The sequence below is a fragment of the Actinophytocola sp. genome (genome assembly GCF_045807065.1).
Classification (GTDB): domain Bacteria; phylum Actinomycetota; class Actinomycetes; order Mycobacteriales; family Pseudonocardiaceae; genus Actinophytocola.
The window spans coordinates 1-13,622 of sequence record NZ_JBJMIE010000644.1; the positions used below are offsets into that span (position 1 = coordinate 1).

10 protein-coding genes are annotated in these 13,622 nt (G+C 72.5%); 4 read left to right on the plus strand and 6 right to left on the minus strand.

From position 1 onward, the window contains the following. From ACJ73U_RS37600 to ACJ73U_RS37620, 5 genes are all read right to left on the minus strand, one after another. Positions 1-3,072 (minus strand): hypothetical protein (locus ACJ73U_RS37600; RefSeq protein ID WP_407782534.1); only part of this gene is annotated, 3,072 nt, incomplete at its 3' end. Between the two features lie 76 nt (positions 3,073-3,148). Continuing rightward, the gene (locus ACJ73U_RS37605; protein WP_407782535.1) at positions 3,149-3,874 is read right to left on the minus strand and encodes a metallophosphoesterase; all 726 of its coding nucleotides are present in this window, start codon (positions 3,872-3,874) and stop codon (positions 3,149-3,151) included. Then, positions 3,871-4,128, minus strand: a complete 258-nt coding sequence (locus ACJ73U_RS37610) for a BON domain-containing protein (protein WP_407782536.1) — start codon at positions 4,126-4,128, stop codon at positions 3,871-3,873. Before ACJ73U_RS37610 ends, ACJ73U_RS37605 begins: the two co-directional genes overlap by 4 nt. Beyond that, positions 4,125-4,691, minus strand: coding sequence for a nucleotidyltransferase family protein (locus tag ACJ73U_RS37615; protein ID WP_407782537.1), 567 nt, complete (start codon positions 4,689-4,691; stop codon positions 4,125-4,127). Before ACJ73U_RS37615 ends, ACJ73U_RS37610 begins: the two co-directional genes overlap by 4 nt. Positions 4,692-4,754: 63 nt before the next feature. Next, on the minus strand, positions 4,755-5,063 hold the full coding sequence (locus ACJ73U_RS37620) for an antibiotic biosynthesis monooxygenase family protein (protein ID WP_407782538.1): 309 nt from the start codon (positions 5,061-5,063) through the stop codon (positions 4,755-4,757). Between the two features lie 79 nt (positions 5,064-5,142). Here ACJ73U_RS37620 and ACJ73U_RS37625 point away from each other — a divergent pair, with 79 nt between their 5' ends. Then, complete coding sequence (locus tag ACJ73U_RS37625) at positions 5,143-6,177, plus strand: radical SAM protein (protein ID WP_407782539.1); 1,035 nt, start codon at positions 5,143-5,145, stop codon at positions 6,175-6,177. Here the strand turns inward: ACJ73U_RS37625 and ACJ73U_RS37630 are convergent. Further along, complete coding sequence (locus tag ACJ73U_RS37630; RefSeq protein ID WP_407782543.1) at positions 6,174-8,006, minus strand: glycoside hydrolase family 3 protein; 1,833 nt, start codon at positions 8,004-8,006, stop codon at positions 6,174-6,176. The two genes, ACJ73U_RS37625 and ACJ73U_RS37630, sit on opposite strands and share 4 nt — an antisense overlap. Before the next feature lie 224 nt (positions 8,007-8,230). Here ACJ73U_RS37630 and ACJ73U_RS37635 point away from each other — a divergent pair, with 224 nt between their 5' ends. The 3 genes from ACJ73U_RS37635 (at position 8,231) to ACJ73U_RS37645 (ending at position 13,542) form a co-directional block, all read left to right on the plus strand. Continuing rightward, entirely contained in the window at positions 8,231-8,890 is a 660-nt protein-coding gene (locus ACJ73U_RS37635) for a hypothetical protein (RefSeq protein WP_407782540.1), read from the plus strand. A gap of 145 nt (positions 8,891-9,035) precedes the next feature. Beyond that, positions 9,036-9,788: a sigma-70 family RNA polymerase sigma factor gene (locus tag ACJ73U_RS37640; RefSeq protein ID WP_407782541.1), complete on the plus strand. Its 753-nt coding sequence runs from the start codon at positions 9,036-9,038 to the stop codon at positions 9,786-9,788. A 103-nt stretch (positions 9,789-9,891) separates the two neighbouring features. Continuing rightward, entirely contained in the window at positions 9,892-13,542 is a 3,651-nt protein-coding gene (locus ACJ73U_RS37645) for a S8 family serine peptidase (protein WP_407782542.1), read from the plus strand. Positions 13,543-13,622: the final 80 nt, after the last annotated feature.

Sequence of the window (13,622 nt, forward strand, 5' to 3'; positions counted from 1 at the left end):
CCTGATCAGGATGCCGTAGTCCTGCCTGACCTCCTCCTTGGTCAGTGGCGTGCCCTCCGCCGGACTTTGCTTCTCCGGGTTGACCTTCGCGACGAAGTGGATGATCTCGCGCGTGCCCTGGACGCGTTCCACCACCACGACGAGCGAGGTCAGCCTGTGCTTGCGGCGGATCGCCGGCAGCCGCGCCCTGATCTTGTCGACGGGCTGGCGTGCCCGCACCAGTGCGCGTGCGTCACGCAGGGCGGCGGTGAGGATGCGGTCGACGTCCTTCTGGTCCCTGTCGCCGGGCCTGTCCCTGCGCCGTTTCCGCTTGTCCAGCGCGCCCTTGAGCTTGGCCCAGAGCTTCCTGACCAGGCCGGCGATCTTGGCGACGACCCAGTCGACGGCGCGGTTCACCGGGCGGGCGAGCTTCTGGAAGATCTGCTTGACCTTGCCCGCGATGCCGCCGATGCCCAGGAGGGCGGCCAGGGCGCCGATGAGCACCGGGATCGAGCGAGCCAGCGCGCGTTCCACCAACGCCGGCACGCCACCGGTCCCGCCGCGTGCTATCGCGATCACGGCGTCCAGGACGGTGTTGACGAACTCGATGATCTGGCGGCCGTTGGTCACGATGAACCGGATGATGTCGATGATCATCTTGCAGGCGCGGATGAACGCCGACGCCGGGTTGAACAGCGACACGATCCAGGTGATGCCCGCGATGACGATCGTCGGCAGCAGGAACGAGACGAGGTTGCCGATCAGCTCCTTGCGCAGGTCGCCGACGCGGGACCGCAGGTCGGACCACATGCCGGCCACGCCACGCTTCTTGACCTCCGCCACCAGCGGCACGGCGGTCTCCGCGGCGGTGACCGCCTGGTTGGGGACCTTGCGCACGAGCCGAGCCCGGATGTTCGCCCAGGACAGGCCCAGGAGCGCGGCGAGCATCAGCAGGATGCCGAGGACGTCGAAGCTCGTGGGGAGTTGCAGGCCGGCGGTGGCACCCGTGCCCAGCAGCCACGCGAGCACCCCCTGTTCGAGGTGGTGGCCCGCGTTGCGCATGAACAGCCTCAGCCCGCCGCCGACGCCGGTGACCAGGTTGCCCAGGAAGCCGATGGGGTCCTTCAGGATCGCGCCGATTGCCGAGACGGCCTTGCGGAGGACGCCCATCAGCATGCGGCCCAGCTCGATGATCGCCGTGATGGCGCCGCCGACCGCGTCCATCGCCTTGTCGACCAGGCCCTTGTTCTTCTCCTTCTCGGCCGCGATCTCGTCGTCGACGGACTTGACCGCGTCGGTGTACCTGGTGGCCAGGGCGTCGACCAGCTCGGTGGCCTTGTCGCCGACCGTGTCCTTCAGCTCGTCGAACCTGCCCGCGAAGTCCGCGGCCGCCTCGCGGCCTATCATCCTCAGGTCGGCGGGGAGACCGTCCACCGCGGCCTTCAGGTCCTTGCGGCCCGTGGCGATGCGGTCCTTGGCGCGGCGCAGCTCCCGCTCGACCGTGCCGGCGATGTCGGTGATGAGCTGGTTCATCGCCGCCAGGTAGTTGTCGCGGGCGCGTTCGTAGATGCGGTTGGCCTCCTCCGGCAGGCCCGCGAAGAGGTCCCTGGTCCACTTCAGCCAGCCGGTCCAGCCGCCGTACCGCTCGTCCTTGTACCGGCGCATCCCCTCCTCGTGCTCGTGGGTGAACCGGTCCCGCGCGCGCTTCTCGCCGGCGGTGAACTGGTCGTCCACCTTCTCGTCGAGGTCGGTCAGGATCTTCTCGACGTCGCCCCTGGTCTGGTCGAAGACGGTCTGCAGCAGGTCGGTGACCTGCTTGCGCCTGTCCTCGTCCCTGCCTTTGGCGCCGGTCTTGCCGGTCCCCACCCGCTTGCCGGTCGACACGCGGGTGGCGTGGATGCCCGCCATGGCCGCCGCGCCGTGGGTCGCGGCGGTGGCCCGGACCCCGTTCAGCTCACGGGACTCGCCCGCACGCAGCTGCTTCGGCGCGGCCGTCGAGTGCGCCTCCATGGTCTTCTTCTCGCGGACCGCCTTGTCGAAGCCCGGTTCCCGCGAGTTGTCGAACGACAGCTGCTTCTCGGTGACCTGCGCGTCGGACAGCTGCTGGTCGACCTTGGCCGGACCGGCCGACATGTCCGTGGCGGACGCCGGCAGCGGGTCGGGTGCGGCCTGGCCGGGGTTGGGTGTGGCGGGCTTGCCGGGGACCTTGTCCGGGGTCAGCGGCACGACCGGCTTGGCGTCCGGCGCCGGCTGCGGGACCGCCGCGGTCGTGCTCGCGATCTCCTTGGCCGAGGCGTCCTTCCCGGCGCCGACCTTGTCCTGGACCTCCGCCTTGACTTCCTCGGCCTTCCCGGACTCGCCGAACTTGTCCGCCTCGTCGAGGTTCTTGGGGGCCTTGTCGGCGACGGCCCTGCGCACGGCGTCGACGAACGCCTGCTTGTCGAACTCCTTGGGCTGGGCGGCGTCCATGTCCTCGGCGTGGGCCGCCTTGCCGCGGGCCTCGCGGTCGTCGGCGGGCAGCGTCGCCGCGGCCTGCGCGGCGCCCGCCTCGGCCGCGGCCGGCGGGTGGCTCGCGGCGATCGCCTTCTCCTTGGCGGTGACGTCCTTCTTCAGCGCCCGGAACTTCGGGTCGGCGCCCGGCGAGCGCGGGCCGGCGGCCTTGTCCTTCTTCGCGTCCCTGTCGGGGCGCTCGACCGTCTTGTCCTGCTGCCCCTCGTGGTCGGCCGTGGCCGCGGGCGGTGCGGCCGCCCTGGGTCCCGCCGGGACCTGGGGCACGGGCTTGCCGCGCGGCACAGGCACGGGTGCGGGCGCACCGGGCGGACGCGTCAGGGCCTGGTTGGCGACGGCCTGGTTGCCGACCAGTTCCTGCCCGGCCAGGAGCAGCCCCGCGGTCCAGCCGCTCGGCCGGGCACGCTCCGGCGGACCCGCCATCGCGGCGGTGACGGCCGCGTTGCCCACCAGGGTCCTGGCACGGACGACGTCCGCGGACCCCGGGGCCGTCGCGCCGCGCCGGGCGGGCGGGCGCGGTACCACCGCCGGCCAGGCGGCTGGTTCGGGCGGTCGTGGACCGCGTGATCGTGCGGGAACAGCCATCCGCCGCTTCTTCTCGAGGTGCCATCGGATGGATCAACCCTGGCACCCGGCGCGTCGCGAATGCGCTGTCCAACCGTCACCCGGCCGTCACGGGGTCGAGGCAGTAGCACGCGTACGCACTGCGGATGACCGGCTGGGCCACGTTGCGCACCCGGGTCCCGCCCGGGGTCACGCCCTGCTCGCAGCCGAAGTGGGCGTGGCCGTGGAGCGCGATGTCCACGTCGCACGCGTCGATCACCTCGCCGAGCTGGTAGCAGCCCAGGAACGGGTAGATCTCCGGCGGCTCGCCCCGCAGCGTCTCGGGGATGGGGGAGTAGTGGGTGAGCGCGACCTTCACGTCCGTGTCCAGGCTCGCCAGCGCCTCCCGCAGCCGCTCGGCGCGCTCGATGGTGTGCTCGACGAACGCCTTCATCTCCGGTTCGCCGAAGTTGCTCGCGCACTTGCCCGCGAAGCCGCCGCCGAAGCCCTTCACGCCCGCGACGCCCAGGGTGCCGCCGTCCAGCGACAGGGTCACGGCGTCGCCCTCCAGGACGCGCATCCCGCTGTCCTCCAACAGCTTGGTGATGTCGTCCGGGACGTTGCCGTGATAGTCGTGGTTGCCGAGGACCGCGACCACCGGCACCGCCAGGTCGGCGAACTCGTCGGCGACCACCCGGGCCTCGTCGAGGGTGCCGTGCCGGGTCAGGTCGCCGGCCAGCAGCAGCACGTCCGCGTGTTCCGGCAGGTTCTCCAGCGCGGGGCGCAGCAGCCCGCGCGCGTCCTCGCCGAGGTGCACGTCGCCGACGGCGGCGATCCGGATCACCGCAGCTCCTCCCGTCGTCCCGGCTCGCGGATGTCGACCACCCGCACGTCGTTGTTCACGGTCAGCTCCGGCGCCACCTCGCCGAGCACCCGCTCCAGCTCGACGCGGCGCTCCTCGGTGGCGACCTCGCCGGAGAGGTGGACCTGGTCGCCCCGCACGTTGACCCGCACGCCCATCTCCGTGGTGCGCGGGTCCTCGGCCAGCGCACGGCGCAGGTGCGCGACGCGGTACTGCGGGCTCTCGTCGGCGGTCATGGCACGCTCCTCTCGACCTCGGCCACCGACAGCTCCTCGACGAGCACCAGGAACGCCTTCGCGTACGGCGACCCGGCGGTCTCGGCCGCGACCTGCCCCCAGTCGACCTGTTCCCGCAGGTCACGGGCGATCGCCAGGAGCGGGGTGAAGTCGCAGCGGTGCGGGCCGAGCACCAGCAGCTTGTCGACCATGAGGTCGGTTCCGGTGACCACCGGCGCGTACGCGGCCGCGATCCGCATCGGCTCCGCCCGCGCGAGCAGCTCGTCCATGTTCGTGCGCTGGTTCGGCCGGAAGATGATGTCGACCAGCACGTCACCGTCGTAGACCTTGGTGAGCCAGTCCTCCGGCGGCTCGTGCGCCCGCATCCCCTCGGCGAGCAACGCCTGCTGCGCGGCCGGCGCGTCCTCCTCGCGGACGAACACGTCCACGTCGTGGTCCGACGGCGGGCCGCCCCTGGCGTACACCGCGAACCCGCCGGCCACCGCGAAGTCGATACCCGCGGCGGCGAGGGTGTTCACCACCTTCGTGAGCGTGTGCAGCAGAGCCGGGTCCGGTTCCTCCATTCGTCCGTATTACCCAGAGCCCAGCTGGTGAAAACCGGCTCCACCGTGGCCTGGGCGGCCTGCTCAGTCCGTCTTGGGCGCGGCCTGCTGGATGACCTCGAACGTCCACGCCTGCGAGTCGGCCGCCGCCGGGCGCCCGCCGGCGCGGTGGGCGTTCTCCATCGAGTTCCTCATCCAGCTCTCGAAGTCCTCCTCGCTGCGCCAGCGGGTGTAGACGAGGTACTGGTCGGTGCCGCCGAGCGGGCGCAGCAGCTCGAACCACTCGAAGCCGTCGGAGCCCTCCACCATGCCGGCGCGGGAGGCGAACCGCTGTTCGAGGGTCTCGCGCATCTCCTCGGGCACGGTCAGCGCGTTGATCTTCACGATGCTCATGCCCCCATCTTGGCAGCGGGCCCGCACCGTGGCCGGATCTGGCCGGAAACCGGCTCCCGCCGCGGGCAGGATCGAGGACATGACCTTGCGGTGGGACGGGCAGCGGGTGGACCGGGTCGACGACGGGACCCTGCCGGGGCTCGCGAGGATGTCCGGGTTCGTGCGCAGCGTGCGCACGCCCGAGTTCCGGGACGTCACCTGCCACGAGGTGCTGGCGAAGAGCGCGCTCAACCACGTGCCGCAGGACGCGCGGATGCTGCCCGGCGAGTGGACCATCAACCCCTACCGCGGCTGTGCGCACGCCTGCCAGTACTGCTTCGCCCGGCCCACCCACACCCGGCTCGGCCTGAACGTGGCCGGGGACTTCGACCGCGAGATCGTGGTCAAGACCAACATCGTGGCGGTGCTGCGTGCCGAGCTGGCGCGCAGGCGGGTGCTGCCGCCCCGGGTCGCGTTCGGCACCAGCACCGACGTCTACCAGCGCGCCGAGGGGCGTTACCAGCTGATGCCCGGCATCATCGACGCGCTCGCCGGCGCCCGGGTCCCGTTCTCGATCCTGACCAAGAGCCCGCTGATCCGCCGCGACCTCGACCGGCTCGTCGCCGCCAGCCGGGTGACGACCGTGCACCTGGGGCTGTCGATCTCGATGCTGGACGAGGAACTGCGGGAGTCCGTCGAGTTCGGGACGGCCACCAGCGCCGCGCGCCTGGCCACCGTGCGGGAGATCCGGGACGCGGGGCTCGCGTGCACGGTGTTCCTGTCGCCCGTCCTGCCGCACCTCAACGACGGCCCGGAACAGCTCAGGGCGTTGCTGGCCGCGGTCACGCGTGCCGGGGCGACCAGTGTGCTGTACACGCCGCTGTACCTGTCGAACGGGGTGCGGGAGGTGTTCTTCACGTGGCTGCGCCGCGCGCACCCGGCACTGGTCGAGGAGTACACGCGGCTCTACGGGAAGGGCGGGACCCGGGAGTACCGCGACACCCTGCGCGAGCGGATCCTCCCGCTCATCGCCGAGTACGGGCTGCCGGCCCCCGACGAGTCCGTCGAAGACAGGTTCGCGTTGCACGGTCGCCGGGGGCGGGTAGCGGAGCCGGCTCAGCCCACCCTGTTCTAGCGGGTCAGGCCGTAGCCGTACGGGAACAGCGGGTCGTAGGGGCGGTCGCCGATGTTGACCGGTTCCTGGTTCTCGGCGCGGGGCCAGCTCACCGGGAGCCTGCCGGTGAACGGGTGCCTGCCGAACAGCACGTCGGCCACGCCGGTGCCTTCGCTGCCGGGGAGCCAGGACATCACGAAGGCGTCCATAGTGGACAGCAGATCGGTGACGATCTGGGGTCGCCCGGCCACGTCGAGGACCACGCACGTCCTGATCGCCGAGCACACGCGGGTGACGTTCGCCCGGTCGGGGGCGGACAGGTTGAGCGTGTGGCCGTTGCCCACGTCGCCGACGCCCTCGGCGTACGGGGTCTCGCCGACCACGACCACGCCCACGTCGTACCCGGAGGTCGGGGCGGACGCGTCGGCGCTGTAGGTCACGTGCGGGGCGTAGGACTGGATGCCCGCCAGGATCGTGGTTCCCGGGAAGTGGCCGTTGCCCGACTGGCCCTGCCAGGTGACGGTCCACCCGCCGGCCTGGTTGCCCAGGTCGTTCGCGTTGACGCCGGCCACGTAGATCCGCTGGTCGCGCTTCAGCGGCAGGGCTCGGCCGGTGTTCTTCAGCAGCACCTGCGACTCCGCCACGGCCCGGCGGGCCACCGCGCGGTGGGCGGGGGAGCCGATCGTGGAGATGTTCGTGCGGTTGGTGTACGGGTGCTCGAACAGGCCGAGCGAGAACTTGGCGCGCAGGATCCGGCTCACCGCGTCGTCCACGCGGCTCACCGGCACCCGGCCCGCCCGGACCTCGGCCAGCAGCGTCTGGACGAACTGGGGTGCCGTGTTGGGCTCCATGAACATGTCGATGCCGGCGTTCACGGCGGTCCGCACCTGGGTGGGGTAGTCGCCGGGGAGCTGGTGGATCCCCTCCCAGTCGCTGATCAGGAACCCGTCGAAGCCGATCTTCTGCTTGAGCACGTCGGTCAGCAGCTGCTTGTTGGCGTGCATCTTCACCGGGGCGCTCCCCGGGAACTGCACGCTGGAGAAGGACGGCATGACCGTGCCGACGTGGTGGCGGCGGACGGCGGGCACGTACGGGGCGAGGTCGACCCGCGCGAAGTGGCGCCAGTCGGTGATCGTGACGCCCTGGTCGGTCGTGTAGGTGCCGCTGGTGGACGTGCCGTAGCTGGTGTCGCCGTCGCCGGCGTAGTGCTTCGCGGTCGCCAGCACGCGGTCGGGGCGGGACAGGTCGTCACCCTGGAAGCCGTCGATCGCGGTCTCCATGCGCACGACGAGGTCCGGGTCCTCGCCGAAGCTCTCGTACGTGCGGCCCCAGCGGTCGTCGCGGACCACGCACACGCAGGGGGCGAACACCCACTGCGGGCCGGTGGCGCGGGTCTCGGTGGCGGTGATGTGCTCCTCGTCGCGCACCAGCGCCGGGTCGCGGGTGGCACCCATGGCCAGGTTGTGCGGGAAGATCGTGGCGCCGACCAGGTTGCCGTGACCGTGGACGGAGTCGACGCCGTACAGCAGGGGGATGTGCAGACGGGTCGCGAGCGCCCGGGACTGGAAGGAGTCGACCATGTCCGCCCAGCCGGTCGGGGTGTTGTCGGCCGGGGTCGAGCCGCCGCCGGAGAGCAGCGAGCCCAGGGCGAGGGTGGTGATCTGGCTCGGGTCGGCGGTGACCGCGGCGCGTTCGGCCTGCGTCATCTGGCCGACCTTCTCCTCGAGCGTCATGCGGCCCAACAGGTCGTGCACGCGCTTCTCGACGGGCACGCGCGGGTCGAGGTACGGCACGGTGTTCGCGCCGGCCGCAGGCGCCACCGCGACGGCCAGCAGCGCGGCGGCGAGCACCCGCGACCCGACGAGAGTGAAGTGGTTTCTCAACGTGATCCTCCTCGATGAGGCAGCCTCCCGGGCTTACCCCTCGAATGAGATCGTTACCACCCTTCCGTGGCGTCCGCGCTCACGCTGCCGTGACGACCGAACCGTCCGGGGCGGATCCGCACTCCGCTCAGGTGATTCCGCGTCCCCGCTTCGGCTGTCAGAATGGGTGCTCCCTGTTCCGAGGTGCGGTCATGCGGGCGTGGCCCAGGCGTGCGATCGGCGGCGCGGCGGCGGGCGGGCTGCTCGTCGGCGGCTGCGCGCTGACCGTCCTCGTCGTCGGCCTGCTCACGCGGATGGCGCCCGTGATCCTCGTGTCGGCCGTCGCCGTCTCGGCCGCCGCCGGCGGCGCGATCGCGTTCCTGGCGGCCGGGAACCGACGGCGGGACACGCGGCTGTGGCAGGAGGCCGCCGTGGCGGTGGCGGTCTGGGCCGGGCACAACGACGGCCGGAGCGGGACCGACCCGGCCGCGTTCGGCGGGAACTGGACGCTGCCCGCCAGCCCGCGTTTCACCGGTGCCATCCTCGCCGTCGGTCGCCGGGACGGCTTCGAGGTCGGTGTCTCCTGCTCCGCCGAGCCCCACGGCGAGGGCGCCACCTCGCGGCACACCACGATGTTCGTCCGGCTGCGCCACGCGCACGCGCCGGTCCAGGCGCGGTGGCGGTTTCGCAGGCGCGTCGCCGCGCCGGTCGCCGGCACGCCGGCCGACCTGGCGGTGGGCGTGGCGCTCGTGGCGGTCGAGGAACGGGAGTTGCGGATCCTCTACACCGGCTGGCCGGTGGCGCTGGACCTCGACGCGTGCGTCGACGGCGCCGTCGAGGTGGCGCGCGCCCTGGACCGTGACGGCCGGTAACGGGCCGTTCGGCGGAGCCGCCTGCGGCGAACAGGTCAGCGGGGAAAAACAGAAAGTTGCGGTAGCAACCTACTGAACCGTCACTCGTTGGTTGTGCGTTATGAAGGATGGTGCACGTGCAGATGCACGTACTGGGGAGGTGTCCATGCCCGACGTGGCGGCGGACGCGAGTGCGGTGGCCAGGACGACCGACGCGGAGTTGACCGGGGCGGTGCGCCATGGCGACCTCGCGGCGTACGGCCTGCTCTACAAGCGCCACCTCGGTGCCGCCCGGCGGGCGGCGGGTGGGCTGACGGCGACCGCCGCCGAGCGGGAGGACCTGGTCGCCGAGGCGTTCGTGCGGCTGCTGCGTGTGCTGCGTGCCGGCGGCGGCCCGGACGACGAGTTCCGCGCGTACCTGATCACGACGATGCGCAACGTGATGATCAGCTGGCGTCGCCGCGACGGCGCCGTGTCGGTGGTGGCCGAGGTGCCGGAGGTCGAGCGGAGCACGAGCCCGGAGGCCGTGGTGGGCGACCGGCTGCACGCCGCGCTCGCGGCCGAGGCGTTCGCGAGCCTGCCGGAGCGCTGGCGGTTGGTGCTGTGGCGCACCGAGATCGAGGAGGAGACGCCGGCGGCGGTGGCGAAGTCGCTCGGCATGACCCCGAACGGCGTCGCGGCGCTGGCGTACCGGGCCCGCGAGGGGCTGCGGCAGGCGTACCTGGACCAGCACGTCCCGGCGGAGGTGCGCGACGGCTGCCGCGGCCTGGTGTGCGAGCTGGCCGGCTGGGTCCGGGGCCGGTTCACCAGCCAGAAGATGCGGCGCGTCGCCGCACACGTCGACGGCTGCCCGGAATGCCAGGAGATCGCCGACGGCCTCCGACGGCTGAACGAGGAGCTACCCGGCATCGCGAGGTAGCGGGGTCCGGTGAATTTTCACCGCTCTACGGCGGTGCAACTTTCCCTGGGGCCACCCCGTGTAATACAAGGTCAACTCTCAACCACGGAAAGTTGGGGGCGCCTTGCGCAGGCCTCGTTTCGCTCTGCTCGCCGTCGCGGCGGTGCTCGTCCTGCCCCCGGTGCCGGCGGTGGCCGGTGCCGGTCCGGCGGACGCGGCACCGGTCGGCGGCACCGCCGACGTCGGTGCCGTCGGTACCGTCACGCTGATCACCGGGGACCGCGTCACCGTGCGCGGGGACCGGGTCCTCTCGGTCGCGATGGCCCCCGGCCGAAGAGCGGTGCGGTACTGGCAGAACACCAGGGACGGCCACGACTACGTCATCCCGATGGACGCCGCCAGGGCGCTCGCCGAGGGCCGCCTCGACGAGCGGCTGTTCGACGTCACCGGCCTGGTCCAGCAGGGTTACGACGACCAGCACACGCCGTCCGTGCCGGTGATCGTGTCCGCGCCGCGGGGGGAGCGGGCGGCGGTGCCCACCGCCGGGACCGTGACCCGTGACCTCGGCCGGGTGGACATGCTCGGCATGTCCGTGCCGAAGGCCAGGGCCGCCGACTTCTTCGACCAGGCCGGCGGCGCCAGGGTCTGGCTCGACGGCAAGGTCCAGGCCTCGCTCGACCAGAGCGTGCCCATGACCGGGGCGCCGCAGGCCTGGCAGGCCGGCTACCGCGCGGACGGGGTCAAGGTCGCCGTGCTCGACACCGGCATCGACGCCACGCACCCCGACCTCGCCGGCAAGGTCGACGTCGCCGCCAACTTCTCCCGCGACCCCGACACCGTCGACCACAACGGGCACGGCACCCACGTCGCCTCCACCATCGTCGGCAGCGGGGCCGCGTCGGGCGGCCGCTACAAGGGCATGGCGCCCGGGGCGCGGCTGCTGGTCGGCAAGGTGCTGGACACGCGCGGCTCCGGTGCCGAGTCGAGCATCATCGCCGGCATGCAGTGGGCGGCCGAACAGGGCGCCCGCGTGGTCAACATGAGCCTGGGCGGCTCCGTCGGCGACGGCACCGACCCGATGTCCACGGCGCTCAACCAGATCAGCGAGTCCTCCGGCACGCTGTTCGTCGTGGCCGCCGGGAACTCGGGCGCGGACCGGACCATCGGCACGCCCGCCGCCGCGGACGACGCGCTCACGGTCGCGAGCGTGACCAAGTCGGGCGAGCTGAGCCAGTTCTCCAGCCGCGGGCCGCGGGCGGGCGACAACGGGATGAAGCCCGAGATCGCCGGGCCGGGCTCGGACATCGTGGCCGCCAGGGCCGCCGGCACGCTCGCCTCCGAGTCCGTCAACGCCTACTACGCCAAGCTCTCCGGCACCTCCATGGCCACGCCGCACGTGACCGGCGCGGCGGCGATCGTGGCCGGGGAGCACCCGGACTGGCGCGGGGAGACGATCAAGGCCGCGCTGGTCGGCAGCGCCTCGCCCATCGACGACGTGAACCCGTTCGGCCAGGGCGCCGGGCTCGTGGACGTCGCCCGCGCGGTGCGGCAGCAGACGCGCGTGGAACCCGCGGCCATCACCCTCGACGGAGCGAAGACGACCGAGGCCCGCGTGGTCTACCACAACGACGGCGGCCAGCCGGTCACGCTCGCCGCTGCCGCGGATCTGAGCTACCGCAACGGCTCGCCCGCGCCCGCCGGGCTGTTCTCGCTCAGCCGCGACAAGGTGACCATCCCCGCCAGGGGGAAGGCCGAGCTGTCGCTGCGGGTCGCCCCCGGCGCGGGGCAGGCGGGCCAGTTCGTCGGCACGATCACCGCGACCGCGACCGGGGACGTGACTGGGGCCGCGACCGCGGCCGACGTCCAGCTGACCACGCCCGTGTCCGTCACCCTCGCGGGCGAGACGCACACCCTCACGGTCCGGCTCACCGACCGGCAGGGCCACCCCGCGGTGGCCGACGTGGCCGTGCAGAACGAGACGACCGGCGCGGTGTACGAGTCCATCGTGGAGAAAGGGGTGTTCGCGCCGTCCGTGCCCGCCGGTCCCTACCGGGTCATCGGCCAGGTGCTGGACGGCGGCTGGGACATGGACGCGGTGACCACGTTCGCCCTGCCGGCCCGGGACGTCGACGAGGACACCGAGGTCACCGTCGCCGCGGCGAACGCGAAGCCGGTCACGGTGTCGGTGGACGAGCCGACCGCGCGGCCGAGCGTCTCCGCCGGCGGCACCGGCGTGGTGTCCACAGTGGATGGTCAGGACGGGCGGTCCGGCGTCGGCGTGCTCCTCGGCGGCGGCCCGACCGTCCCGCTGTACGCGCTGGGCAGCCCGCCGATCCCGGGCGTCGCCTTCGGACACGTGAGCCAGTGGCAGCGGCCGTGGACGACCGTGAAGGTGCTCGGACCCGACGGGTACGAGCTGGCCGACGCCATCGAGCAGTCCAGGGCGGGCTGGGTCGGCAGCGTGACCGGCTCGCTCGTGGACGTCGGCGACGGCAGCGGCGACCCCGGTGACCTGCGCGGCAAGGTGCCGCTGCTGGCCACCGCCGACTCGCCCGGGGACGAGGAGCTGGCCAGGCGGGTCCGGGTGCTCAGGGACCACGGCGCCCGGCTCGTGCTGTCGTTCAACTACGTCAGCGACCTCAGCGTCCTGCCGGTCGTGCAGGTGTACAGCCGCGCCGACATCGACCGGATGCGGGCCGACCTCGCGAAGGGGCCGGTCGACGTGCGGGTGGACGGCAGGCGGGACAGCCCGTACGCGTACTTCGCCGCCGGCATCGTCCGCGGCCGCGTGCCGGACGGGTACGCGTTCCGGTTCGAGAAGGCCGAGATGGGCCGGGTCGACACCAGCTTCACCTCGCTGCTGACGACCGACGACTTCCGGTGGGTCACCATGACGGCCCGGTCGGACGTCCTGCGTGCCGGTTTCGACGTGCGCGCGCGGTGGCCGCAGCGGCGGACCGACTACTACTCGCCGGAGTTCACGTGGTCCGGCTACACCTCGGTCGGGTTCGACCCGGACACGTCCGCGCCGAGCGGGTACGAGATCACGTCGCCGATCACCGTGAAGGCGGGGGAGCAGCGGACGCTGTGCCTGTACTGCGCGCCGTTGGGCCCGGAGCTGGCGCGGCTCAACCCGGACGCGCAGACGGGGAAGCCGTTGCCCTGGGCGTACCGGCAGGGTGACAAGCTGACGTTCGAGGTGCCCATGTTCGGCAGCGCGGACCCGGCGACGTACACGTTCACCGACGAGACGAACACCGGCAGCACCGTGCTGATGTCCGGTGCCGGCGACGAGATCGGCCGCAACGACGTCCCCGGCCGCGGTGTGTTCGACGTCCCGCCGGGCGCCGGCCGGTACACACTGGTCAGTGAGGCGGCCAAGACCCGACCGGAGTGGCCGCTGTCGGTGCGCACGAGTGCGGAGTGGACGTTCGCGACCACATCGGAGCGGAGGCGGACCGCGTTGCCGCTGCTGGACGTCCGGTGGGACCTGCCGCTGGACGGCAACAACGCGGCGCCGGCCACGGGCCTGACCGGGTACGTGTCGGCGGTCCACCAGGAGGGCGCGGTTCACCCTGCGGTCCGGCAGCTGTCCGTGGAGTACTCCTTCGACGACGGCACGACCTGGCAGCCGGCGCCGACCGCCCGGGACGGCGACCGGTGGAAGGTGAGCGTGCCCGGCGGCACCGGGTTCGCGAGCCTCCGCGCCACGGCGGTGGACGCGGCGGGCAACGCGGTGACCGAGACGGTCATCCGCGCGTACCGGGTGCGGTAGCCGGCGGTGGTCCCGGTCGCCCGCGGCCGGGACCACCGCCCACTGGCCTGACCTCTCGCGGGGTTCAGAAATTGGTTGAA